The organism is Streptomyces sp. NPDC058683 (assembly GCF_042716195.1).
Lineage (GTDB): Bacteria > Actinomycetota > Actinomycetes > Streptomycetales > Streptomycetaceae > Streptomyces.
In genome coordinates, this window is the sequence record NZ_JBHXSK010000013.1 from 136108 (window position 1) to 158955 (window position 22848).

21 protein-coding genes are annotated in these 22848 nt (G+C 70.9%); 13 read left to right on the forward strand and 8 right to left on the reverse strand.

What is annotated here, in order from left to right; translation table 11 throughout:
- The first annotated feature begins 56 nt into the window (after positions 1-56).
- Positions 57-3260, forward strand: a complete 3204-nt coding sequence (locus ACFWXC_RS16435; RefSeq protein WP_384479166.1) for a tetratricopeptide repeat protein — start codon at positions 57-59, stop codon at positions 3258-3260.
- A gap of 6 nt (positions 3261-3266) precedes the next feature.
- Here the strand turns inward: ACFWXC_RS16435 and ACFWXC_RS16440 are convergent, their stop codons facing one another.
- A complete protein-coding gene (locus ACFWXC_RS16440; protein WP_384479168.1) occupies positions 3267-3506 on the reverse strand; it encodes a hypothetical protein in 240 nt (79 codons plus the stop codon).
- Positions 3499-4380, reverse strand: coding sequence for a mycothiol conjugate amidase Mca (gene mca / locus ACFWXC_RS16445; RefSeq protein ID WP_384479170.1), 882 nt, complete (start codon positions 4378-4380; stop codon positions 3499-3501). Before mca ends, ACFWXC_RS16440 begins: the two co-directional genes overlap by 8 nt.
- Positions 4381-4518: 138 nt before the next feature.
- Here mca and ACFWXC_RS16450 point away from each other — a divergent pair, with 138 nt between their 5' ends.
- Both ACFWXC_RS16450 and greA read left to right on the forward strand, forming a co-directional pair.
- Entirely contained in the window at positions 4519-4917 is a 399-nt protein-coding gene (locus tag ACFWXC_RS16450; RefSeq protein WP_384479172.1) for a DUF4307 domain-containing protein, read from the forward strand.
- 169 nt (positions 4918-5086) lie between these two features.
- Positions 5087-5587, forward strand: a complete 501-nt coding sequence (gene greA, locus ACFWXC_RS16455) for a transcription elongation factor GreA (protein WP_351708421.1) — start codon at positions 5087-5089, stop codon at positions 5585-5587.
- A 101-nt stretch (positions 5588-5688) separates the two neighbouring features.
- On the opposite strand, the gene ACFWXC_RS16460 is transcribed toward greA, so the two are convergent.
- From ACFWXC_RS16460 to ilvA, 3 genes are all read right to left on the reverse strand, one after another.
- Positions 5689-6540, reverse strand: a complete 852-nt coding sequence (locus tag ACFWXC_RS16460) for an ABC transporter permease (RefSeq protein WP_384479174.1) — start codon at positions 6538-6540, stop codon at positions 5689-5691.
- Positions 6537-7550 carry an ATP-binding cassette domain-containing protein gene (locus ACFWXC_RS16465; RefSeq protein ID WP_384479176.1) on the reverse strand — a complete coding sequence of 338 codons (1014 nt, stop codon included), beginning with the start codon at positions 7548-7550 and terminating at the stop codon, positions 6537-6539. Before ACFWXC_RS16465 ends, ACFWXC_RS16460 begins: the two co-directional genes overlap by 4 nt.
- A 214-nt stretch (positions 7551-7764) precedes the next feature.
- Positions 7765-8994: a threonine ammonia-lyase gene (gene ilvA, locus ACFWXC_RS16470; protein ID WP_384479177.1), complete on the reverse strand. Its 1230-nt coding sequence runs from the start codon at positions 8992-8994 to the stop codon at positions 7765-7767.
- A 167-nt stretch (positions 8995-9161) separates the two neighbouring features.
- On the opposite strand from ilvA, the gene ACFWXC_RS16475 reads away from it, so the two are divergent.
- The 3 genes from ACFWXC_RS16475 to ACFWXC_RS16485 all read left to right on the forward strand — a co-directional run bounded on the left by ACFWXC_RS16475 (position 9162) and on the right by ACFWXC_RS16485 (position 10745).
- Positions 9162-9656 carry a MarR family winged helix-turn-helix transcriptional regulator gene (locus ACFWXC_RS16475; RefSeq protein WP_384479327.1) on the forward strand — a complete coding sequence of 165 codons (495 nt, stop codon included), beginning with the start codon at positions 9162-9164 and terminating at the stop codon, positions 9654-9656.
- 337 nt (positions 9657-9993) lie between these two features.
- Positions 9994-10500 carry a sigma factor-like helix-turn-helix DNA-binding protein gene (locus ACFWXC_RS16480; protein ID WP_384479179.1) on the forward strand — a complete coding sequence of 169 codons (507 nt, stop codon included), beginning with the start codon at positions 9994-9996 and terminating at the stop codon, positions 10498-10500.
- Positions 10497-10745 (forward strand): hypothetical protein, encoded by a 249-nt coding sequence (locus ACFWXC_RS16485; protein ID WP_384479181.1) that lies wholly within the window; start codon positions 10497-10499, stop codon positions 10743-10745. Before ACFWXC_RS16480 ends, ACFWXC_RS16485 begins: the two co-directional genes overlap by 4 nt.
- A gap of 7 nt (positions 10746-10752) precedes the next feature.
- Here the strand turns inward: ACFWXC_RS16485 and ACFWXC_RS16490 are convergent, their stop codons facing one another.
- Entirely contained in the window at positions 10753-11907 is a 1155-nt protein-coding gene (locus ACFWXC_RS16490; RefSeq protein WP_384479183.1) for a cystathionine gamma-synthase, read from the reverse strand.
- A 153-nt stretch (positions 11908-12060) separates the two neighbouring features.
- Between ACFWXC_RS16490 and ACFWXC_RS16495 the strand changes: the two genes are divergently transcribed.
- The 5 genes from ACFWXC_RS16495 to ACFWXC_RS16515 all read left to right on the forward strand — a co-directional run bounded on the left by ACFWXC_RS16495 (position 12061) and on the right by ACFWXC_RS16515 (position 18653).
- On the forward strand, positions 12061-13176 hold the full coding sequence (locus tag ACFWXC_RS16495; protein ID WP_384479185.1) for a hypothetical protein: 1116 nt from the start codon (positions 12061-12063) through the stop codon (positions 13174-13176).
- Between the two features lie 279 nt (positions 13177-13455).
- Positions 13456-15090, forward strand: coding sequence for a M48 family metallopeptidase (locus tag ACFWXC_RS16500; protein WP_384479186.1), 1635 nt, complete (start codon positions 13456-13458; stop codon positions 15088-15090).
- A gap of 18 nt (positions 15091-15108) precedes the next feature.
- Positions 15109-16233 carry a hypothetical protein gene (locus ACFWXC_RS16505; RefSeq protein ID WP_384479189.1) on the forward strand — a complete coding sequence of 375 codons (1125 nt, stop codon included), beginning with the start codon at positions 15109-15111 and terminating at the stop codon, positions 16231-16233.
- Positions 16234-16365: 132 nt separating this feature from the next.
- Entirely contained in the window at positions 16366-17025 is a 660-nt protein-coding gene (msrA, locus tag ACFWXC_RS16510; RefSeq protein WP_384479191.1) for a peptide-methionine (S)-S-oxide reductase MsrA, read from the forward strand.
- A gap of 344 nt (positions 17026-17369) precedes the next feature.
- Positions 17370-18653, forward strand: coding sequence for an ATP-binding protein (locus tag ACFWXC_RS16515; RefSeq protein WP_384479193.1), 1284 nt, complete (start codon positions 17370-17372; stop codon positions 18651-18653).
- A 125-nt stretch (positions 18654-18778) separates the two neighbouring features.
- Here ACFWXC_RS16515 and ACFWXC_RS16520 read toward each other — a convergent pair whose 3' ends face one another.
- A complete protein-coding gene (locus ACFWXC_RS16520; RefSeq protein ID WP_384479195.1) occupies positions 18779-19327 on the reverse strand; it encodes a hypothetical protein in 549 nt (182 codons plus the stop codon).
- Positions 19328-19479: 152 nt separating this feature from the next.
- On the opposite strand from ACFWXC_RS16520, the gene ACFWXC_RS16525 reads away from it, so the two are divergent.
- Positions 19480-19932, forward strand: coding sequence for a peptidoglycan-binding protein (locus ACFWXC_RS16525; RefSeq protein ID WP_384479197.1), 453 nt, complete (start codon positions 19480-19482; stop codon positions 19930-19932).
- Between the two features lie 479 nt (positions 19933-20411).
- Here the strand turns inward: ACFWXC_RS16525 and ACFWXC_RS16530 are convergent, their stop codons facing one another.
- Positions 20412-21596 (reverse strand): alpha/beta hydrolase family protein, encoded by a 1185-nt coding sequence (locus ACFWXC_RS16530; protein ID WP_384479199.1) that lies wholly within the window; start codon positions 21594-21596, stop codon positions 20412-20414.
- Between the two features lie 574 nt (positions 21597-22170).
- Between ACFWXC_RS16530 and ACFWXC_RS16535 the strand changes: the two genes are divergently transcribed.
- On the forward strand, positions 22171-22725 hold the full coding sequence (locus ACFWXC_RS16535; protein ID WP_384479201.1) for a hypothetical protein: 555 nt from the start codon (positions 22171-22173) through the stop codon (positions 22723-22725).
- The last annotated feature ends 123 nt before the right edge of the window (positions 22726-22848 follow it).

A 22848-nucleotide genomic window follows, 5' to 3' on the forward strand; every position in this document is an offset into this window, starting at 1 on the left:
GCCCTCTCCCAAGGACACTCGTAAGCAAAGGAGTTACCGCTGGAGGGGGACGGGACATGCGGGACGCCCATCGGGCGGAAGCCGACCGGCTGCTGGTCCAGGCCGTGGAGGAAGAGGTCCGCCGCTCCGGCGGCCGCGTCGACGGACAGCTGCTGCTGTCCCGGGCCCGCGGCGGCCTGGAGGCGATGGCACAGAGCGCCGCCGAGGAGTACGACACCTACACCCACGCCCTCGACGAGACGGAGGCCGGCCGGCAGAGCTTCGGCCAGCGGTACGCCAGAGAGGGCGCCGGAACCCCCCTGCTGGTAGCGGCCGTCGCCGCGGTCGCCGCCACCGTCGCCGACCTCTCCCTGGGCACCGGCGCCGGTACGGCGCTCGGCGCGGGCGTGGCCGCCGGAGTGATCGGCGCGGCCGCCACGGTCGTCAAGGTCGCCGGTACCCATCTCCCCGCCGCTCATCACCGGGCCGGCGCGGCCGGGCAGCCCGGCGGCCCCGAGCAGCTGCGCCTGCAGTGGCTGACCGCACTGGAGGTACGCGGCATCCGGCCGTTCCTCGATCAGCAGCGGGTGCTCAGCGCCTCCACGGGACCGAAGAAGAAGCAGGGCCCGGGGCTGCGCGGCGCGGACAAGAGCGCGGCGGCCCGCAGGCGTACGGTGCTTCAGCAGTCGTTCGGCCAGCTCCCGGACCCGGACGGCCCGTTCGCCGGCCGTCATCAGGAGCTGGCGCGGATCCGGCAGTGGGCGCAGGCGGCACGGGCGACCACGGAGACCCGCCCGGCGGTCGTCGTCCTGCACGGCGAGCCGGGCTCCGGGCGTACGACGCTCGCGATCCGGGCCACCCATGAGCTGAAGGACTTCTTCCGGGGTGCGGTCGTGGTGGACCTGCGGGGCGACAGCCCGGGCGAGCCGCCGTTGCCCACCCGGGACGCGCTGCTGCATCTGCTCAACCGGCTGGGCGCGCCCCGCGAACAGCTGCTGTTCCGGGAGCGTTCCTCGGCAGACCAGCAGGTCAAGCGGCTCAGCGAGCTGTACCACCAGCACCTGACGGGTCTTCCGGTGACGATCGTGCTGGACGACGCCTCGGATGCCGAGCAGGTGCGCACGCTGATCCCGGAGCGGTCCGACAGCCTGGTCCTGGTCACCGCCCGGGAGCGGCTCGACCTGCCCGCGGACCTGCCGGCCTGGGTGCACCAGCTTCCGGTGACGGCGCTGGACGCGGCGGGCGCGGAGGAGTTGCTGGACGCGGCGGCGCAGGACACGTCGGGGCCGTACGACGCGCAGTCCGCGGAGCGGATCCGGGAGTTGTGCGGCGGGCTGCCGCTGGCGCTGCGGGTGGCGGGCTCGTCGCTGGGTTCGCGTTCGCCGCTCCAGCTGGCCACGGACCTCGGCGCGTACGGGCCGGTCAAGCCGGTGGAGCGGGTGCTGTGGCTGCGCTACACCGACCAGTCGGAGACCGGGCGCCGTCTGTTGAGAAGGCTGGCGCTGGCGGGCCGGGCCTCGCTCGGCGCGGCGGCCGCGGCCGCCCTGCTGGCCACGGACGAGGCGGAGGCGACGCGTCATCTGGTCGCGCTCGCGCAGGCCGGACTGCTCGACCATGTCCGGGGCAGCCGCTACCGGCTGCACGACCTGGTCCGTGCCTTCGCCCAGGCCCGTCTCGCCGACGAGGAGGAGCCGGCCGACCGCACGGCGGCGCAGGAGCGGCTGATCGTCAACTACGGGGAGCTGGCCGACTCGGTGCTCCGGCTGGTGGACGGCAACATGTCGACCCGCTCGGACCGGTTCAGCCCGCACGGTTTCACCTCCCTGGACGAGGCGCTGCGCTGGCTGGACGACGAGTCGAGCTTCATCACGGCGGCACTGCGGCATGCGGAGGGCGTCGACCAGGCGGCCGTGCAGAACCTGCTGGGCGCCCTGTGCGACTACTGCCTGCTGCGCGGCGACCTCTACCGGCTCGGTGAGATCAGCGAGTTGGCACAGGCGGTGGACCAGGGCCTGCTGGTGCGCTCGGTGCAGTGGCGTACCGGTATCGCGGCCCGCCAGCTGGGCGAACTGGACAAGGCGCGCACCACCCTCACCTCCGTCGTGGACCTCTACATGGAGGCGCATCACGACGCCGGTGCGGCCCGTGCCCTGTGTTCCCTCGGGATCACCCTGCACCACCAGGGCCATCTCACCGAGGCGGCGGCCAAGCTCCAGGAGGCGCTGGATCTCCAGGCGGTCCCCCAGCTGGCGACCGACCGGGCCTGGACGATGCACGCGCTGGCGGCGGTGCAGCGCGACCGCGCCCGGCTGCCGGAGGCGCTGGACCTGCTCACCCGCTCGCTCGTGCTGCACCGGGAGGGCGGTTCGGTGCACGGCGAGGCCTGGGCGCACTTCCAGCTCGGCCAGCTGGCGCTGCGGATGGGTGACGTACCGCGTGCGGAGCGGGAGCTGGGGGCGGCGCTGGAGCGTTACGGCCGTACCCGCGACGCCCGGGGCGAGGCCTGGGCGCTGACCCAACTGGCGCGGGCCCGGCTGGTGGCCGGTGACGCGTCCCCGGCGGTCGACGCACTGCGGCAGGCGGCCGCCCGGCACCGGGAGAACGAGGACGCGCGCGGCGAGGCCTGGACGGTCTACTACCTGGGCCAGGCCCTGGAGGAGACCGGCACCCTGGATCTGGCGGTCCGTGAGCTGGAGCGGTCGCGGACGATGTTCTCCCGGATGCGGGACGTCTACGGCCTGGCCTGTGCCCGCCACCACTCGGCCCGGGTGACCCGCGACCAGCGGGCGGCCCAGACCGGTTCACTGCGCAACTCGGGTTTCGCCCGTCAGCTCCTGGTCGACGCCCGCGCCGACTTCCAGCGCATCGGAGTCGTCCACGGCGAGGCCTGGACCTGTCTGGAGCTGGCCGTCGTGGACGCCGGCAACAACCGTACCCAGCAGGCCCTGGCCCTGTGCGACGAGGCGGTCACCCTGTTCTCGTCGTACGGCGACCGCCGCGGCGAGGACTGGGCGCGCTTCCTGCGCTGCACCCTGCTCCCCTATGCCGCGCCGGGCGGTGTGGAGGTGGGTACGGCGGTCGCCCAGGAGGACCTGGCCCAGCTCTCCGGGGCGGCCCACCCGCTGCGCGACGAGAAACTGACCGAGTACCTCACGGCGTACGGCCTGCTGCTGGACCGCGGGGTGACCCTGGAGTCCGGCTGGCAGGCATGGCGGCTGGGCATGGTGCCCAGCCGGCACGCCCGTGAGGTGATGGGGGTGCCGGTACCGGCTGGGGCGTGACGCCGGTCAGCCCTTGGTGTCGGCTGTGGGAGTCCCCGGGTCCGCCTTGGCGTTCGGGGACTCCTTGAAGTCGACCTTCTGCATGTGCTTGTTCATGGACTTCATCAGGCCCCAGACCGCCACGGCCATCACCGCGAAGACGATGAAACCGAGGACGCCGGGGGTCACCTTGTTCTCGTCGACCTCCTTGGCGAGGGGGACGAGGTGCGTCAGTGCCAGACTTGCGCTTGCGCTCATGTCAGGCATTGTCGCGGATGCCCGCAAAGAGGTCGTCCTCGGGGAGGGAGGTATCGACGAGCGACTTCGCGAGCTCGTACTCCTCGGTCGGCCAGACCTCCTTCTGGAGGTCCATCGGAACCTTGAACCAGCCGCCGTCCGGGTCGATCTGCGTGGCGTGCGCGATCAGCGCCTTGTCGCGGATCTCGAAGAATTCCCCGCACGGGATGTGCGTGGTCAGGGTGCGCTCGATGCGCTCGAACTCGCTCCACCGCTTCAGCCAGTCCCCGTACGGCGACTCCATGCCGCGCTCCAGCAGCGCCTTGTGCAGCGCCTCGGTGCGGGGACGGTTGAAGCCCTGGTTGTAGTAGAGCTTCTGTGCCTGGTGGACGAGGCCGAACTCGCCCTCGGGGTACTTCTCGGGGTCGGCCGCGCCCTCGAAGGCCACCATCGAGATCTTGTGGGTCATGATGTGGTCGGGGTGCGGGTAGCCGCCGTTCTCGTCGTAGGTGGTGATCACCTGCGGGCGGAACGCGCGGATCTTGCGGACGAGCTCGCCGGCCGCCTTGTCGACGTCCTCCAGGGCGAAGCAGCCCTCGGGGAGCGGCGGCAGCGGGTCGCCCTCGGGCAGACCGGAGTCGACGAAGCCGAGCCACTCCTGCTTGACGCCGAGGATCTCGCGGGCCTCGTCCATCTCCTTCTTGCGTACCTCGTGGATGTGCTCCTCGATGTACTTGTCGCCCTGCAGCTTGGGGTTGAGGATGGAGCCGCGCTCCCCGCCCGTGCAGGTCACGACCAGCACGTCCACCCCCTCGGACACGTACTTCGCCATGGTGGCCGCGCCCTTGCTCGACTCGTCGTCGGGGTGGGCATGGACGGCCATCAGTCGCAACTGGTCAGTCAAGACTCAATCCTCAGTAAGTCGGCGCCCCGGTGTCTTCGGGTGCGATCGGCGCTTCTATAGTGACCGAAACAGGGGGCGAATAATTCCGGGGTCCGGGTCCGGCCGGGTCCGGGAGTGGTTCCTGCCGGGAGGACGATCATGAGTACCGCGAGCACGCGGCTGCCCGAGGGCCGCTACGGCCGCTCCTCGGACGAGGTCGCCGACCGCAGACTCAAGATCACCGGCGCCGTCCTCGGTGCCCTGCTGCTCGCCCTGGTCGGCTATTTCGCCTACCACTACGTCGTCAAGAGCGAGATCAGCGCCCAGGTCGTCGCCTTCGACGCCTCGGACAGCGCGGTCCAGGTGCATCTGGAGGTCCACAAGGACTCCGGCGCCTCCGGCTACTGCACTCTGCGTTCCCAGGCGGCGGACGGCTCCGAGGTGGGCCGGGCGGACTTCCGCTTCACCGGTTCCGCCACCGAGATCGACCGGGTGCTCACGCTCCGTACGACGGCCCGTGGGACCACGGCGGAGCTGCTCGGCTGCCACGCCGACTGACGCCGGCCATGAATACATAGGCCCTCACCTGCGTTGACGTGATTCTGACGGCTTATGTCCTCCCCCTTCTGCCGTTGAATTGTTAGGCTCGTGGTTTCGCCCTTCCATGGAGGAACATGCTTCTGGGTAGGGCGATGCTTTGTATTCCCAGTACCGACGAGGAGCACCTGTGACCCAGACCAGCGAGAACGTCACCTGGCTGACCCAGGAGGCGTACAACCAGCTCAAGGCCGAGCTGGAGTACCTGTCTGGTCCTGCGCGCACGGAGATCGCCGCCAAGATCGCGGCCGCGCGCGAGGAGGGCGACCTGCGCGAGAACGGCGGGTACCACGCGGCCAAGGAGGAGCAGGGCAAGCAGGAGCTCCGTGTGCGCCAGCTGACCCAGCTTCTGGAGAACGCCAAGGTCGGCGAGGCTCCGACCTCCGCGGACGGCGCCGTCGCGCCCGGCATGGTGGTGACCATCGCCTTCGACGGCGACGAGGACGACACCATGACGTTCCTCCTGGCCTCACGCGAATACGCCAGCTCCGACGTAGAGACCTACTCGCCGCAGTCCCCGCTGGGCACCGGTGTCATCGGGCACAAGGTGGGCGAGGACGCGGAGTACGAGCTGCCGAACGGCAAGAAGGCCTCGGTGAAGATCCTCAAGGCCGAGCCCTACTCCGGCTGACGCGAACCGACACCTGCCCCCGGCGTCCATGGGACGCCGGGGGCCTTGTCATGGTCCGCATCTCACGCGGTCATGGTCCGGTCACGCGGTGACGGCCCGTGTCACGCCGTGGCCGAGCGGTACTTGCGGACCGCGAGCGTGCGGAAGGCCAGGATGATCACGACCGACCAGATCAGCGAGGCCCAGACCGGGTGCTGCATGGGCCAGGCGTCGGACGCCTGGAAGCCCGGGGGAAGGTTGCCGAACAGCTCGCGTGCGGCCTGCACGGTGGCGCTGAACGGGTTCCACTCGGCTATGTGCCGCAGGAAGGCCGGCATCTGGTTCGCGTCCACGAACGCGTTCGAGATGAACGTCAGCGGAAACAGCCAGATCAGACCGCCCGAGGTCGCCGCCTCAGGAGTGCGCACGGACAGGCCGATCAGCGCGCCGATCCACGAGAACGCATACCCGAGCAGCAGGAGCAGCCCGAAGCCGGCGAGCACCTTGCCGAGGTTCTCGTGCGTGCGCCACCCGACTATCAGGGCGACGACCGCCAGCACGACGAGGGTGAGCGCGGTCTGCACCAGGTCGGCGAGGGTGCGTCCGGTCAGGACCGCGCCGCGGGCCATGGGCAACGACCGGAAGCGGTCGATGAGGCCCTTGTGCATGTCGTCGGCGATGCCCGCGCCCGCACCCGCGGTGGCGAAGGTCACCGTCTGCGCGAAGATGCCGGCCATCAGGAACTCGCGGTAGGCCTGGGTGGAGGTGGACGAGCCGACCTGGATCGAGCCGCCGAACACGTAGGTGAACAGCACCACGAACATGATGGGCTGGATGAGCCCGAAGATCAGCATCTCGGGAATCCGGGACATCCGGATCAGGTTGCGTTTGGCGACCACCATCGAGTCGCGGAAGGACCGGCTGATGGCGTTGCCGGGAGCGGCTACCCGCACGGTGTCGGTGACGGCACTCACTTCACGGTCTCCTTGCGGCTGTCCTTGCCGGTGTCCTTGCGGTCCTTTTCGCCGCTGTCCTCGGTCTTCTCCTCGGCCGTGTGTCCGGTCAGGGAAAGGAAGACGTCGTCGAGGGTGGGGCGGCGCAGTGCGATGTCGTCGATCTCGATGCCCCGGGTGTCCAGCTCACGGATGACCTCGGCGAGCAGCTTGGCGCCGCCGGTCACGGGGACGGTGAGCTTGCGGGTGTGGTCCTCGACGGTGGTCTCGCCCTTGCCGAAGCCGTGCAGCACCTCGGCGGCGGTCCGGATGTGGTCGCGTTCGTGCACCACGACCTCGACGCGCTCGCCGCCGGTGCGGGCCTTGAGCTGGTCGGAGGTGCCCTGGGCGATGACCCGGCCGTGGTCGACGACCGCGATGTCGTGGGCGAGGTGGTCGGCCTCCTCCAGGTACTGGGTGGTGAGGAGCAGCGTCGTACCGCCGGAGACGAGCTGTTTGATGACCTCCCACAGCTGCTGGCGGTTGCGGGGGTCGAGGCCGGTCGTCGGTTCGTCCATGAACATCACGGGCGGCGAGACGACCAGGGCGGCCGCGAGGTCGAGGCGGCGGCGCATGCCTCCGGAGTAGGTCTTGGCGGGGCGGTCGGCGGCGTCGGCGAGGTTGAACTGCTCCAGCAGCTCGACCGCGCGGGCCTTCGCCTGCTTGGCCTTCATCTGGTAGAGCTGGCCGACCATCTGCAGGTTCTCGCGGCCGGTGAGGTACTCGTCGACCGCCGCGAACTGTCCGGACAGGCCGATGGAGCGGCGTACGGCGTCCGGTTGTTTGAGCACGTCCACGCCCGCGACGACCGCCTTGCCGCTGTCGGGGCGGAGCAGGGTCGTCAGGCAGCGGACGGCCGTCGTCTTGCCCGCGCCGTTGGGCCCGAGCAGTCCGAGGACCGTGCCTTCGGGGACATCGAGGTCGACGCCGTCCAAAGCCCTTACGTCACCGAAGGTCTTCACCAGGCCTTCGGCATAGATGGCGCCTGGCATATGAGTCTCCACGTCGTCGGGGATGCTTCGAAAAAGGCTAGGTATGCGCGCTTCGGTCCGCCTATGGTTTTCGCCGGCACGACGGCAGGCGGGCGCGACCACGGCCACGCGACACACCATAACGCGATGTATCGCGTCCGTCGACAGATTTCCCCGAACGAGTGAATGAACGGATCCTGACCTGGCCGTTTCCCGCCGGGAACTTCGGCGGGGATCAGTCGATGACCGTGTAACCGGCCTCGCGCAGGGCGTGGCCGACCTCGCTGCAGTGTGCTGGTCCCTTGGTTTCAAGGTGCAACTCGACCTCCGCCTCCGTGAGCCCGAGCCGAGGGTCGGTCCGGACGTGGCTCACGTCCAGGACGTTAGCGTCGACCACTGACAACACCCCGAGGAGCGTGGCGAGGGCGCCCGGCCGGTCGGTCAGCCGCAACCGTACGGCCAGGTAGCGGCCCTGCGCGGACATGCCGTGCCGCAGCACCCGCTGCATCAGCACCGGATCGACGTTGCCGCCGGACAGCACGGCGACGATCGGCCCCGCGAAGGCGCCGGGCTCGGCGAGCAGGGCGGCGACCGGAGCGGCGCCGGCCGGTTCCACCACCAGCTTGGCCCGCTCCAGGCAGAGCAGCAGGGCGGCGGAGAGCTGGTCCTCGCCGACCGTGCGGACCTCGTCGACCAGCTCCTCGATCAGCGCGAACGGCACGTCGCCGGGCCGTCCGACCTTGATGCCGTCGGCCATCGTCATCGGGTTCTGCACCGAGACCGGGCGCCCGGCCGCCAGCGAGGGCGGATACGCGGCCGCGCCCTCCGCCTGGACGCCGACGATCCGGACGTCCGGCCTGATCGCCTTCACCGCGACCGCGATCCCGGCCGCGAGCCCGCCGCCGCCGATACCGACGACGATCGTGCCGACCTCCGGGCACTGGTCCAGGATCTCCAGGCCCACCGTGCCCTGACCGGCGATGATGTCGGGGTGGTCGAAGGGGTGGATGAACACCGCGCCGGTCTCGGCCGCGTACTCCTGGGCGGCGGCCAGCGTCTCGTCGACCACCTGGCCGTGCAGCCGTACCTCCGCGCCGTACTCGCGGGTCGCGCTGATCTTGGGCAGTGGGGCGCCGTGGGGCATGAACACCGTGGCGTGCACGCCGAGCAGCGCGGAGGCCAGGGCCACGCCCTGCGCGTGGTTCCCGGCGCTGGCCGCCACGACTCCGGCGGCGCGCTCCTCGGGCAGCAGCCCGGCGATCCGCACATAGGCGCCGCGCAGCTTGAACGAACCGGTCCGCTGGAGGTTCTCGCACTTGAAATGCACCGGCGAGCCGGCCAGCTGGGACAGGTGCCTGCTGCCCTCCATCGCGGTCACCCGCGCCACGCCCGTGAGCATCTTCTGAGCGCCGCGTACGTCGTCGAGGGTGACGGGGCGCAAGGAGTCAGCCGTGCTGTAGCTCATGACTCAAGTCTCGCAGTTCACAGGCCAAAGGCTCGGGTGTGACCAAGCTCCGAGACCGGTTTGCGCAGCGCCGGTACGGCTCGCCCCCCGTCCGCGTACTCTGTCCCCCACACCAGCACTCTTCATGAAGTGAGCCCCCGGCCATGCCCACAACACCTGAAATGTCGATGGACATGACGACCGTCGGTGACACCGGTCTCCTCGACACGCTGCAGCACGAGGTGGCGGTGTTCGCCCGCCGTGCCGAACAGACCCGGCTCGGCGGCGTCGGGCAGGTGCGCAACTCCATGGACCGCGCCGCGTATCTGCTGCTCAACCGCCTCGACAAGGAAGGCCCCATGGGGGTCAAGGCGCTCGCCGCGAGCATGGGGATCGACTCCTCCACGGTCACCCGGCAGGTGGCTCCGCTCGTCGACACCGGTCTCGTCAAGCGCACCTCGCACCCCGAGGACGGGCGGGCCGTGGTGCTCCAGCTGTCCCCGCGCGGGCTGTCGCGGCTGGACGAAGTGCGTTCGTCCCGGCGGCAGTTGATGGCAGAGCTGACCCAGGACTGGGAGCCGGAGGAGCGCGAGACGTTCTGCGCGCTGCTCACGCGCTTCAACAGCGCCCTGTCCGCGCGGATGACCGTCCAGCCGGACTCGGACACGCCGCCGGCATCCTGACCCGGGCCGGCACCCACCGGCGGCCCCCACCGGCGGCCGGCTCCTCGACGGCCGGCTCCTCGGCGACCGGCTCCTCGGCGACCGGCTCCTCGGCGACCGGCTCCTCAGTGACCGGCTCCTCGGCGGCCGGCATCCACCGGCGTCTCTGAACCCCCCGCCGGCATGCACCGGCGTCTGTGAACCCCCGGTCGGCACCGGCCCGTGGAGCATCCGGCACGCGTGCGTGCTGCCCGGCTCTTGACCGTGGGGGCACCCCTGGCCTCATATGAGACCGGGCCCCCGTCGTATCCGCGTCCGGGTCCCGGACGCGGTGGGGCCCCGCAGAGGGGGAGGCACGGTGCGCGATCGGCAGGCGTTCCAAGACGCCCGCCGGGCCCGGGAGTTCGAGGCGTTCGTCGCGGGCGCGGCAGGCCGGCTGCTGCATGCCGCGACCCTGCTGACCGCCGAGGCCCCGGACACCAACCCGCGCGCGCGGCGCCTGCTGACCCTCGCGCTCGCGCACACGTACGCGTGCTGGGACCAGCTGCGCGGCGAGGACCCGTACGACCGCGCCCGCCAGCACCTCGCCCTGCGCTTCGCGAACTCCGCCTGGCACCAGTACGGCGGCCCGCTGAGCCGCGCCCGCCCGCACCCGCACAGCGCCCTCGCCGTCCTGACGCCCCAGGAACGCCTGATCCTGGTGCTGCGGCTGTACGAGGGGGTCGCCGAGGAGCAGGCGGCGGCGCTGCTCGGCCTGCCCACGGACCGTGTGCGCATCATCTGCGACCGGGCGATCACCACCCTGCTGCACCCGCCCGCGAAGGCCGCGCCCACGGTGCTGGGGGCGAAGGTGGCGCCGTCGTGAACCGCACCGAAGGCGAGGCCGCCGCCCGGCGGCTCATGGAACAGAGACCGCCACGGGTACCGCCCGACCTCTACGGCGAGGTGCTGCGCCGGGGCGGCCGCCTGCTGCGCCGCAGACGCGCGGCCCGCCGCCTGCTGTGGCTGCTGCTGTGCGCGGCGGCGGTGGCCTTCACCGTCTGGGCGGCACTGGTCCGGCCGTGGGCGCAGCCGCCGTCCACGACGACTCCGCCCGTCGTCGGCTGGTGAGCCGGACCTAGCCGAGCGCCTGCTTGAGGTCCTCCAGCAGGTCGTCGACGTTCTCGATGCCCACGGACAGGCGCACCAGGTCGGCGGGCACCTCCAGCGCGGAACCGGCCGCCGAGGCGTGGGTCATCCGGCCCGGGTGCTCGATCAGCGACTCGACGCCGCCCAGGGACTCGCCGAGGGTGAACACCTTGGCGCGGTTGCAGACCTCGACCGCGGCCTCCTCGCCGCCCGTGACCTGGAAGGAGACCATGCCGCCGAAGGCCTTCATCTGCTTGGCGGCGGTCTCGTGACCGGGGTGCTCGGGCAGGCCGGGGTACAGGACCCGCGTCACGCGCGCGTGCCGGCTCAGCATGTCGGCGACCCTGGTGGCGTTCTCGCTGTGCCGGTCCATGCGCACCGCGAGCGTCTTGGTGCCGCGCAGCACCAGCCACGAGTCGAACGGCCCGGCGACCGCGCCCATCGCGTTCTGGTGGTACGCCAGCTCCTCGCCCAGCGTCTGGTCCGACACGATCAGCGCGCCGCCGACCACGTCCGAGTGACCGCCCATGTACTTCGTCAGCGAGTGCACGACGACGTCCGCGCCGAGCGAGAGCGGCTGCTGGAGGTACGGCGTGGCGAAGGTGTTGTCGACGACGAGCCGGGCGCCCGCGTCATGGGCGACCTGTGCGACGGCCGCGATGTCGGTGATGCCGAGCAGCGGGTTGGACGGGGTCTCCACCCAGACCGCCTTGGTCTTCGGGGTGATCGCGGCACGCACGGCCGACGGGTCGCTGGTGTCGGCGACGGACCACTCCACTCCCCACCGGGAGACGACCTTCGCGAACAGCCGGAACGTGCCGCCGTAGGCGTCGTTCGGGATGACCACGTGGTCGCCGGGGCTGAGCAGGGTGCGCAGCAGGGCGTCCTCGGCCGCGAGCCCGGACGCGAACGCGAGCCCGCGGCGCCCGCCCTCCAGCGCGGCGAGGTTCTCTTCCAGGGCGGTCCTGGTCGGATTGGCGCTACGGCTGTACTCGTAGCCGCCGCGCAGGCCGCCGACGCCGTCCTGCTTGTAGGTCGAGACCTGGTAGATCGGCGGGACGACCGCACCGGTGAGGGGGTCCGCCGTGTTGCCCGCGTGGATGGCGAGCGTCTCGAAGTGCTGACTGATGTGCCTGTCGCTCATGGGTACTGAGCCTAGTGCTCACGCGCCCCGAAGGAGCGCGGGGAGCTGTGCGGCGAGCCCACACCAGTCCCCAGCCGCGCTCCGGCCCCACGTTGTCCACAGGTCGCGACCACCGGTTGGCCAATTGTCCGCGCCGTCTGGTTCGCTTGACGCATGGCGATTCTCTGGGCCCTGATGGCGCTGCTCCTGCTGAGCTTCGTGCTGCTCCCCGTCCTGCGGCGGCGCGGCATGATCGAGCAGGTGCACCCGAGCCACCCGGACGCCGCCGACCCGGCGGACTACGGCTTCGTGCGCGAGGAGGACCTGGACATCCGGATGCCCGGCCCCGACCAGGACCTGCTCGACGTCCTCGACGTCGTGCAGCACACCCAGGACTACCGGGCGGCCTCGCAGCTGCTCGCGGGCACGGAGATCGCGGGCGAGCTGCGCTGGCAGCGTGTGCAGGCCTTCGCCGGCGCGGCGGCGCTGGAGCTCCAGCAGCGGCCGGGCGGGGTCAGCGAGATGCCGGGCGGGCAGTGGCTGCGGGTGTGGCGCGCCGAGCAGCCCAAGGACGCGGGCGGCGCGGCCGTGCACGCGGAGTTCCTGGTCCAGCAGGCCTGGCGGACCTCGACGCCGGGCACGGACGACTTCCGGATCATCATGGAGGAGGCCAGGGACGCCTGCGGGCAGGCGGCGCTGCTGTCCCCGGGGGACCCGGTGCCGTACATCGTCGAGCTGTCGGTGGCGCGCGGGCTGAACTACTCGCAGCCGGAGTTCGAGAAGCTCTGGCTGAAGATCCTGGACCGGGCGCCCACGCACATGGGGGCGCATCTCGCGGCCCTGCACTACTGGTGCGAGAAGTGGCACGGCTCGCGCGAGCTTTCGTACTCCTTCGCCGAGGCCGCCGCCGCGCGCGCCCCGCAGGGCTCGCTGCTGGCCGCGATGCCGCTGTTCGCGGTCTTCGAGCACCTCCCCGAGGTGAACCTGGTGGCGAGCTTCTACCAGAGCGAGGTCGTCACCAAGGCGGTCCACGGCGCCCTGCACGCGGTGCACTCGGCCCGCCAGGACGACCCGATGCTCGCGCACGTCCGGCATCTGCTGGTCTTCTTCCTGGTCCGCTCCGAGCGCTGGGCGGAGGCCATGGGCGAGCTGATACGGGTCGACGGGCATGTGGGGGCCCTGCCGTGGACGCTGTCCGCGAACCCGGCCGCCGAGTTCACCCTCTACCGCGCGCTGGCGGTGGCGGGCTACGAGGCGAACGGCGGAAGCCCGGCGTCGCTGCTCAGCTGAGGACGCCGGCCAAGAGACACGTCGTGTGCCGGCTGCGGGCGAGTGGGGAGCTGGGCGCGCTCAGGCGGCGGCCGCTTCCGGACTGCGCTCCGCACCTCTTGCGGGGCGCTTGAATTGCCGTCCTGACCTGCGGTACGGCATACTCCGGCATCCCCCCACACCCGCACCACCCGCACGAAGCACCTGTCCACTTCCGTCCGCTTCCGTGCGGTCCCGTTCTTTTTTCATGTCGTTGTCGGTTCCCTTTTCTGGGGTCCTGTGGGGGGGGGGATCTGCCCGATGGGCGCAACTCTGCGGGCGCTGCGCGCCCTTGTCCTGCTCTGCGGTTTCTATCTGCTGGGCCTCGTTCTGCTGGCGGCGCTGGCCGCGCTCGACGTGGCCTCGGTCACCTGGGCGCACGGACCCGTCGCCGGAAAGATCGTGCTGGTCTCGGTGGTACTGGCGATCCCGGTCGTCCGCGGCATGTTCATGCTCCGCACTCCCAAGGGGGACGGCCCGGTCGGCCTCGCGGTCACGGAGGCCGCCGAGCCCCGGCTGTGGGCGCTGGTGAGGGAGCTCGCGGCGGCGACGGGCACGCGCGCACCGGACACCATCGTGCTCACCGGTGACGTCAACGCGGCGGTCAGCGAGGACCCCCGGCTGCTCGGCCTGCGCCCCGGACCGCGCAGCCTCTACCTGGGTGTGCCGCTGCTGACCGGGCTGACCGAGGCCCAGCTCAAGGCCGTACTCGCCCATGAGTACGGCCACTTCACCGGCGGCGACACCCGGCTGTCGGCCCTCGTGGTACGCGGCCGGGTGCAGATCGGGCGGACCGTCGGCCACTTCCACGCGAAGGCCGACGGCAAGGAGGCCGCCGAGCGCACCCGGCAGCAGCAGGCCGCCGCCAAACGGACCGCGAAGGGCAAGAAGGCCAAGGAGATCGACACCGCCGGCGCCGGGGTCACCTACCGGCTGATGGCGGCGATCTACACGGCCTACGCGAAGCTCTACATGCGGGCCACGCTGTCGACGGCCCGCGCGCAGGAGTACGCCGCCGACCTGGCCGCCGCGCGGATCGCCGGCCGGGACGCGACCGCCTCGGCGCTGCGCGAGATCCCGGTCCTGGCCACGGCGCACGACTTCTACCTGGAGTCGTACGCCACGCTCGGCGTCACGGCCCGCCGGCTGCCGCCGCACGGCCAGTTCTTCGGCGGCTTCGGCCGGATGCTCACGGCACGCGAGGCGGAGCTGACGAGGCTGCGGGAGAAGCTGCCGACGGAGCCGGCATCACCGTACGACTCGCATCCGCCGATCGCCGACCGGGTGCTGCGGATCGAGGAGCTGCCCGCCGACGGGCGCGGCGGCCAGGACGGCGGCCCGGCGCTCGCGCTGCTCGCCGACCCGGCCCGGACCCTGGCCGCGCTGGAGGACGCGGTACTGACCGACGAGGTACGGCAGTTCGAGCGCGCCGGGGAGTGGGAACAGCTGCTGGGCTGCTCGATGGCCGCGGGGCTGGCCTCGCTCGACACCCCGCTGCACCGGGCGCTCGCCTTCTACACCAAGGACCGGCCGTCGCTGCCCGCGCTGCTCACGGTGATCGACGACGGTCAGCTGTGGCAGCTGGCCCAGCGGCTGCCACTGTCCGAGCAGGCGGCGGCCGCGAAGGGCCGGGCGTTCCGGGAGTTCGTACGGCCGGTGCTGCGGGACTCGTTGCAGAGCATGGTGCTGGCGGAGTTCAGCGCAAGGTCGCTGCTGCACTGGGAGTTCTCCTGGTCGCGGCCGGCGTCGGTGCGGCTGCCCGGTTCGGCGTCCGACCTCGACGGGGAGGCGGGCACGGAGGCCGCGCTGGCCGCCGCCGTGGACGCCGCGCTGGCCGACCACCCCGACACCGCCCCGCTGCGCGCACTGCTCCCCCCGGCTCCCCAGCCGGCCTGACCCCGAAAGCGACCTTCGATGACTGTTCTGCTGTGGATCCTGGGCATCCTCGCCGTCCCGACGCTGCTCTTCGTGCTGTGGCTGGCCGGGGTGTTCCTCAAGGAGTTCTTCTCCCCGAGCCCGTCCGAGTCCGATTCCGCCTCCGATGACGAGGAGGGCCTGGGCGCCCAGGCCGCCGAGAAGGCCGGTCTGCTGCCCGCCGAGCGGCAGAACACGGAGCTCTCAGCGCCGCTGCCCGCCGAGTGGGCGGTGGCGCTGACGGCGGTGCCCGGCGGTGACTGGCGGGCCGGCGCCGCCCTGCTGGAGGCCATCGGCCGGGACTGGGAGCGCCGGTCGGCCGTCACCTACCTGCTGGCCGAGCGCGCCGCCGAGGCGGACGACTGGCTGCTGGCCTGGGAGAAGGAGCGCCCCGAGGACCCGGACGCGGCGGTGGTGCGGGCGCGCAGCACGGTGATCCTCGCCTGGGAGTTGCGGGGTGCGAAGCGGGCGCGGCACACGACGGAGGAACAGTTCGAGGCGTTCCACCGCACACTGCGGTCGGCTCGTGAGGAGATCGCGCGGGCCGCTGCCCTCAACCCCGACGACCCGACGCCGTACATCGCGGAGATATGGGTCGCGCTCGGCCTGGGCTACCCGCACTCGGAGATGGACAAGCTGTGGACGGAGATCACCGCGCGGGCGCCGCACCACTTCGATGCGCACTTCTCGGCGCTGCAGTTCTGGTGCGCGAAGTGGCGTGGCTCGCAGCGCCTGGCCGCCGACTTCGCCGAGCGGGCGGCGGCCGGTGCGCCGCTGGGCAGCCTGCTGACGGCCCTGCCGCTGATAGCCCACTTCGAGCACGACGAGTCCGAGGACACCGCGGCCGACAACACCCCGGAGATGGTGGCGAGGGTGGACGCGGGCCTCACCGACGCGGCGGCGGCCGACCCGGCGCACCCGCGTCTGCCGGAGCTGCGCCATCTCCTTGCCTTCTACCTCCACCTCCAGGACCGGGACGAGGCGGCGCTCGAACAGTTCAGGCTGGTCGACGGGTATGTGAACGCGTTGCCGTGGCGCTATCGGGGCGACCCGGCGGCGTACTACTGCCGGGTCCGCAACACGACGGCGAAGCTGGTGGCGGAGGCGGCCGCGGCGCCGGAGTAGGCGGAATTCGGACGGCACCCCGGCATGGTGTGAGGGGTGCCGTCGCAGGGTGGATGCGTGGACAATGCGGCCCCGGACCGCCGGGACGGACGGGACCGACCGCCCCGTCCCCCAGACCGCAGGGAGCTCCCCATGTTCTTCGGCCGCACGCCGCAGCTGCCCACCGCCGAGCAGGCGCTCAAGGGCCGGCCCGCGCCCGAGTTCGAGGTCCCCGACCGCCACACCGTCCTGGGCAACCCTCTCCTCGGCCCCTACCCCGAAGGCCTGGAGATCGCCGACTTCGGGCTCGGCTGCTTCTGGGGCGCCGAGCGCAGGTTCTGGCAGCTCCCGGCGGGCGTGTGGACCACGCTCGTCGGCTATCAGGGCGGCCACACCGAGAACCCCGTGTACGAGGAGGTCTGCTCGGGCCTCACCGGCCACACCGAGGCCGTACGTGTGGTCTACGACCCGAAGCTGATCCCGTACGACCGCCTGCTGAAGACCTTCTGGGAGTCCCACAACCCCACGCAGGGCTTCCGCCAGGGCAACGACGTCGGCACGCAGTACCGCTCGGCGATCTACCCCCGCACGCCCGAGCAGGCGGCGACGGCCGAGGCGAGCCGCGAGGCCTACCAGAAGGTCCTCACCGGCTCCGGCTACGGCACGATCACCACGGAGATCCTCCCCGCCGAAGGCCGCCCCTTCTACCCGGCCGAGGCCTACCACCAGCAGTACCTCGACAAGAACCCGGCGGGCTACTGCGGGCTGGGCGGGACGGGGGTCAAGCTGAGTGACCCGTCGGGGACGAACTGAGGGGCGTCCTGCCCCACCGGCGTCGCGCCCGTCCCGGTGGGCGGGGTCAGGTAGGCCGTCTCGCCCACCGTGGATCACGTCGCTCACGACGAGGACGAGGGCGGCGGGCCGACGCGGCGAGCAGGGCGCCGGTCCCTCCCGCCGTCCGAAGGACGCACCGCGGGCGTCGGCCCCTCGGGAAGCCCGGCCGATCGCCGGCCGACGTCAGGCGACAGCGCTCCTCCCGGCCCTCGTTTCTGTCACACCCCTGCCCCCTGGGGATCCCGCGGTCTGCCTGGAGCCCGCCTGGGTTCGTCACACGGCGCCGCGGAGAGAACAATGGGACCCCCGCGCCGTGTGAGGTGATGGTGATGCCTGCTTGGCACCTGCGTGAATATCACGAAGATGATCTTGACCAGGCCATCGACATCTGGGATCAGAGCCGCCGGGCCGACGAGGACCAGGTGTTCGCGGTTTCCGAGGTCATGACGGCGGCCAAGGCCGGACAGCCGGCGGTCGTCGCAGTTGTCGGCGATGAACTGGTCGGCATGGCCGTGGCGCAGGCGTACGGAAAGCGGGGGTGGATCCTCCTGGTGGCGCTCGCCTCCCGCTGGCGCGAGCGCGGGATCGGGAGCGCCCTGCTCTCCGATCTCGAGCGGCGCCTGCGGGCACTGGGCGTGCGCCACATCAGCGCACTGCTGCCCGCCGACGCGGCGGGGACAAAGGCTCTGGAGAACTCCGGCTACCGATTCCGCGACGGGCTCACCTACTACGAGAAACTCGAACCCGTCGAGACCGCCAACGCGGAGGTCCTCGCGACGCTGGGCGGGCGCATGCTGCCCGAGGGCCTCTGGAACGCCATGGCCGGCATGGAGCAGGAGAAGCAGGTCGTCGAACGCCGTGTCGTGCTCCCGCTGACCGAACCGGCGCTGGCAGACCGGTACGGCGTCGCCCCGCCCAAGGCGATCATCCTGTTCGGCCCGCCAGGTACCGGAAAGACCAGTTTCGCCAAAGCGGTCGCCTCACGGCTCAGCTGGCCGTTCGTGGAACTCTTCCCCTCACGGCTGGCGGCCGACACGAGCGAGGGCCTGGCCGTGGCACTGCGGGAGGTCTTCGCGGACCTGGCAGAACTGGACTCGGTCCTCCTCTTCATCGACGAGGTCGAGGAGATCGCCGGCGCGCGCTCCGGAAAGGCGGTCGATCCCGGGCACGGCGTGACCAACGAGCTGCTCAAGCTCATCCCCATCTTCCGCGAGCACGACGCGCGGCTGCTGGCCTGCGCCACCAACTCGGTTCGCTCTCTCGACGCGGCGTTCCTGCGGCCGGGCCGGTTCGACTACGTCATCCCCATCGGCCCGCCGGACGCAACCGCCCGCGCGGCGATCTGGAGCCGATATCTCAGAGCCTCCGCCGAGTCGGTGGACATCACCCAACTCGTCCGGGCGAGCGAGCTGTTCACCCCGGCCGACATCGAATTCGCCGCCCGCAAGGGCGCACAGGCGGCATTCGAGCGCGAGGTCACCCATCGTGAAGGCCGACCGGCCACGACCGAGGACTACATGACCGCCATCGCCGACACCCGACCGACACTCACCGCACAGGCCATCCAGGAGTTCGCGGAGGACATCGACAAGTACCGCCGACTCTGACACGGAGCCCAGGCCCGCCCCACGTCAACAGCGGTGGTCCTCGGCTCCGGGCTGCCCTCCATCGGGCGTGGGCGGCGGCGCGTTCGTCGTCTCCGAGGAGGCGGTAGGCGTCCATCTCGTAGAAGTCACACTGGTCGGGGTCGATGATGAAGTGGTGTTAGCGGTGGTCGGGTCGGGTCTGGGGAGTCGGTCCAGCCTCGCGCGGCCGGCATCAAGGGAGTCACGGACCAGGCGGGCGTCTCCCATGCCCACGCTTTGATCTCGCCGTGTCCGGCTTCCTCTCCGATCCGCAGTGCTGCGGCCTTGCTGAGGTTGGCGGCCTCGCGCTGGCCTCGGTCGTACCGGACACACGCGTTGAGCAAGAACAGCCATCCGGCGTCGACGAGTAGTTCCCGGTGCCGGCGCAGGGGCACTCGGCCTTCGAGCTGCTTGGTGATGTATTGCAGGCCGTTGCGGGTGCGCTCGCGCAGGTAGTCGGCGTTGGCGTACGGGTAGGCGCGGGCCAGTTGGTCAATGCCGTCTTCGATCGACTCCAGGGCGGCGCTGTTGATGCTGGAGATTTCGGTGCGGCGCAGCATCTCAGCGATGTCTCTGACGTCCTCTTCTTGGGATGGCTGCTGCACGAGTGCGGGACGGAATTCATGGGCTCTCTGTCGGAATCCCCAGCGGAGCATGCCCCAAATATGGCCGGTAATAGGTCATACGAGAGATTGGGTCGCATTTTCGGAAGATTTGGGCGCACGCTCCTGGCACGCTTGGGTCGGCGCAGACGGCCTGTATGGGCGGTCGCGTCAAAGCCTTCGCAGTCGATCGGAAAGAGGAAGCAATGCGATCTTCTCTGGCCAGGACACTCGTTGCCGCAAGTGCCATCGTCGGCATTGCCGCTGGAGGTCTTGCGGGTGCGAGTGCGAGCGTGGCGGCTCCCCAGCAGTCCGCCAAGCCTGCGGTCAGCAGCCGGCAGGTCGCCCCCCTCGCAGTGAACAACCTTGGCCTGAACACCACCCGGGCCAAGAACTGGCAGAGCTGCCTGAACGCTTGGGGCTTCAACGCCGGTACCGAGGACGGACAGCTGGGCACCAACAGCTGGATGGCGGCACAGAGGATGCTCAACGCCTGGGGCTACAACGCCGGTACCGTCGACGGGATCGTCGGCAAAAACACGATCACGGCGCTGCAGAAGTTTCTGAACGCCGTCGGCGAAAACGCCGGCACCCCCGACGGGATCGCCGGACCGCAGACCAGGGCCGCGTTCTGGAATTACAACGCCACGGGCTGCTGAGCCAACCCCTGCATGCCGCGTCGGGCTGGTCGAGCGGCGAATTGGCTGCTCGACCGGCCCGGAACGCCTTAGTAATTCCGCCGACTTCTTCGCCTCGGGCGGCAGCGACTCGACCGGCAGCCACAGGTCGTCATCCACGATCCACGGCCGAGCACCCTCACCCTCACCCTCACCCTCACCCTCACGAACGGCCGAATCGTCACATCGGTCACGCCGGCCAAGGCACTTCACCAAGATCGCGCTGCGAGCTCTTACGGTCGACTCCACCGCCTTCTCCGCATCTCTCAATGGCTGCCTGTGGGAACCAAGTCGACGCTCGTCCTTGATTGCCCCAACGGCCCTCATCAACTTCTTGGCAGCACGAGCCGGTTCTTCGACTCTCTCCCAGTCCGCCGGCCGCGATCCCCACAGGTTCCACCATGCGATCAGTCGCCTGAAGAGGATCGCCATCACCAGCAGTACCTCGACAAGAACTTCTTCTACACCCGGTCCCGGAAGACGACCTCAGGATGGCCAGCTGTGGGGCCGTCGAGGATCGGTTGTGGCATGTCCCGCAGGTGGAGGTCGAAGAAGGCGGTCACGTAGTCGCGGGTGATCGACCACCCGCGCACTCCGGAGAGCGGGACGGCTGGGTCCGACAGCCCCAACTGGTCGGCCAGATAGGGAAGATCGGTGAAGGAGAAGTGCTCGGCGCCGGTTACCGTCAGCCAGCGTCTCCAGCCGTTCAGATGGCTCCAGGCTTCGGGCCAGTCGGTGTCGTCGCTGTCGGGACTGTGCGTGGAGTCGGCACCGATCATCATGAACGGGCGTCGGCCGAGCCCTGCCCCGGCAGGGTGGACGAAGAAGTCACCATCGAGATCGACCCCGGCACGTACGCGATGGTCCGCGGACATGGTCGCCGCGGCAGCCGCTCCGCCGATCGAATGCCCGACGATCCCGATACGGCGAGGGTCGATCATGCGGGACAGCACCCCGCCTCTCCGGTGGCTCGTCAGTTCGTCGATCACGAAGGACAGGTCCGCGGCCCGGCCACGCACGGCGGCCGCCTCTTCCGCAGGGGTGTCGACCTGCTCGCATGCCGCGCAGGTCAGGATCCGGCCCCCCGGAAATTCCGTGCCGACAGATTCGTAGGCGTGATCCACGGATGCGACGACGTAGCCGCGGCCGGCCAGCTCGTCGGCAAGCGCGGTGAGCGTGCTGCGCGGCATCGAGAACCCGGGAGAAAGCAGCACCAAGGGGAAACGACCCGGCGCCGGGGAAGCGGAGACATGCGCATGAGTGCGCGTTCCGGCGACGGTCGCGGCCGGAACGATCCCGCTCAGTCCTCTCGCCGCCAAGAGGAGCCGTGCCTCGTCGACGGTCATGTATGCCGCCGGTGCGCCTCCGATCGCACGTACCGGGTAGGACACCGACACCATCAGTTCCCGGTTCCCCGCCGCCGGCACCCAGGGGTCGGCACGATGCCGGTCGACCAGGTGCAGGACGCGGCGACCCACCGGGTACGGGCCGGCGGGAAGGGGTAACGCCGGCCCGCTCGCATACGTGCCCCGGGTCGGCGTGCGCCGACCGTGAGCCGGGGAGACGGCGGTGGCACCCAGGAGCGGAGCGGACAGGCCGAGGGTGAGCAGAGCGGACAGAGCCGCCCTGCGGGAGCTTGTGGTCATGCCACCGAACCTAGGTCCCGGCCGTTCCCAAGACGTCGGTCCTCAGCGGTACTTGGGCATGCGACCGGAGACTGACTGCGGTGGGCCGGATGTCACCGCAGGATGAGAGACGAACTGGGGAGCGTCCTGCCCGGCGGGCATTGCGGCTGTCGGCGGAGTGGCCGCAGGACTCGATCGAACCCCGGACGAGGACGGTGGGGGCGGGCCGGCACGGCCGAGCCCCCCAGGGCGTCGTGGGCGGCACGTCGGCTCCGGAGCGAGGGTCCCGGGTTCAGCGTGACCGCTAGGCCGGATGCCGTGTCCGGGATGCGAGCCCGGGCCGTCCCGCCGCAGGATCCTGATCATGCGGACATCTACTGTCATACGGCCCTGTCCTCTGCTGACGCGGCACGGCGGCGCACGTCATGCCATATCCGCGGCTCTCGCCTGCGGTGTCCTGCTGGCCGGCACCACGGCGTGCGCCGGAGCCGGCGGGCACAGGAGTCATGTCGGTGCCCCGGGCGTCAACAACCCGGCTGCGTCCGGCTCCGCCGGTCCGGAAGCGGGCCCGCGTCTTCCTGGCGTCGGAAGCCGCATGTGGAAGCACGTACCGGCCCAGACCCACCAGGCCGTGGTCGTCTACGGCGACGGCCCGGACTCCGCCGAAAGCACCGTCGTGCTCTACGAGAAACAGGGCACCGCCTGGAAACGCACGGGCAGTTGGCCCGCGCACAACGGCAGGCTGGGCTGGACGACCGACCATCACATGGACGACGAGCGCAGTCCCGTCGGCGCGTTCTCCCTGACGGATGCGGGAGGGTCCCTCGAGGATCCGGGCAGCCGTTTGCACTACTGGTACGACGACAACGCCTTCGCGTCCATGATCGAGGACGGCGAGGACCACGCCGACGACTTCGACTACGTCATCGCCATCGACTACAACCGGCTCACGGGTGTCCCGCCGTTCGACTGGAACCGTCCCCAGGGAGTGGAGAAGGGCGGCGGCATATGGCTGCACCTCGACCACGGCGACGGCACGTCCGCCTGTGTCACCGTTCCCGAAGCCGGCATGAAGACCCTGCTACGCACCCTCGATCCCCGCCTTCACCCCGTCGTGGTGATGGGCGACCGGGAGCGGCTGAAAGCCTGACGACCGGCCTGTACCCCGGCCGCGGGGGGGGGGCGCCGCCCCCCCCCCCCCGCCGCCGCCGCCCCCCCGGGCCCCCCCACCCGGCCCCACCACCCGGCCGGCGGCGCCGCGCAACGAAGGAGG

Coding starts and splice junctions, on each gene's coding strand:
- ACFWXC_RS16435 (WP_384479166.1), top strand. CDS start 57: ATGCGGGACGCCCATCGGGCGGAAGCCGACCGGCTGCTGGTCCAGGCC.
- ACFWXC_RS16440 (WP_384479168.1), bottom strand. CDS start 3,506: ATGCCTGACATGAGCGCAAGCGCAAGTCTGGCACTGACGCACCTCGTC.
- ACFWXC_RS16450 (WP_384479172.1), top strand. CDS start 4,519: ATGAGTACCGCGAGCACGCGGCTGCCCGAGGGCCGCTACGGCCGCTCC.
- ACFWXC_RS16465 (WP_384479176.1), bottom strand. CDS start 7,550: ATGCCAGGCGCCATCTATGCCGAAGGCCTGGTGAAGACCTTCGGTGAC.
- ilvA (WP_384479177.1), bottom strand. CDS start 8,994: ATGAGCTACAGCACGGCTGACTCCTTGCGCCCCGTCACCCTCGACGAC.
- ACFWXC_RS16475 (WP_384479327.1), top strand. CDS start 9,162: ATGGACATGACGACCGTCGGTGACACCGGTCTCCTCGACACGCTGCAG.
- ACFWXC_RS16490 (WP_384479183.1), bottom strand. CDS start 11,907: ATGAGCGACAGGCACATCAGTCAGCACTTCGAGACGCTCGCCATCCAC.
- ACFWXC_RS16495 (WP_384479185.1), top strand. CDS start 12,061: ATGGCGATTCTCTGGGCCCTGATGGCGCTGCTCCTGCTGAGCTTCGTG.
- ACFWXC_RS16500 (WP_384479186.1), top strand. CDS start 13,456: ATGGGCGCAACTCTGCGGGCGCTGCGCGCCCTTGTCCTGCTCTGCGGT.
- ACFWXC_RS16505 (WP_384479189.1), top strand. CDS start 15,109: ATGACTGTTCTGCTGTGGATCCTGGGCATCCTCGCCGTCCCGACGCTG.
- msrA (WP_384479191.1), top strand. CDS start 16,366: ATGTTCTTCGGCCGCACGCCGCAGCTGCCCACCGCCGAGCAGGCGCTC.
- ACFWXC_RS16515 (WP_384479193.1), top strand. CDS start 17,370: ATGGTGATGCCTGCTTGGCACCTGCGTGAATATCACGAAGATGATCTT.
- ACFWXC_RS16520 (WP_384479195.1), bottom strand. CDS start 19,327: ATGCTCCGCTGGGGATTCCGACAGAGAGCCCATGAATTCCGTCCCGCA.
- ACFWXC_RS16525 (WP_384479197.1), top strand. CDS start 19,480: ATGCGATCTTCTCTGGCCAGGACACTCGTTGCCGCAAGTGCCATCGTC.
- ACFWXC_RS16530 (WP_384479199.1), bottom strand. CDS start 21,596: ATGACCACAAGCTCCCGCAGGGCGGCTCTGTCCGCTCTGCTCACCCTC.
- ACFWXC_RS16535 (WP_384479201.1), top strand. CDS start 22,171: ATGTGGAAGCACGTACCGGCCCAGACCCACCAGGCCGTGGTCGTCTAC.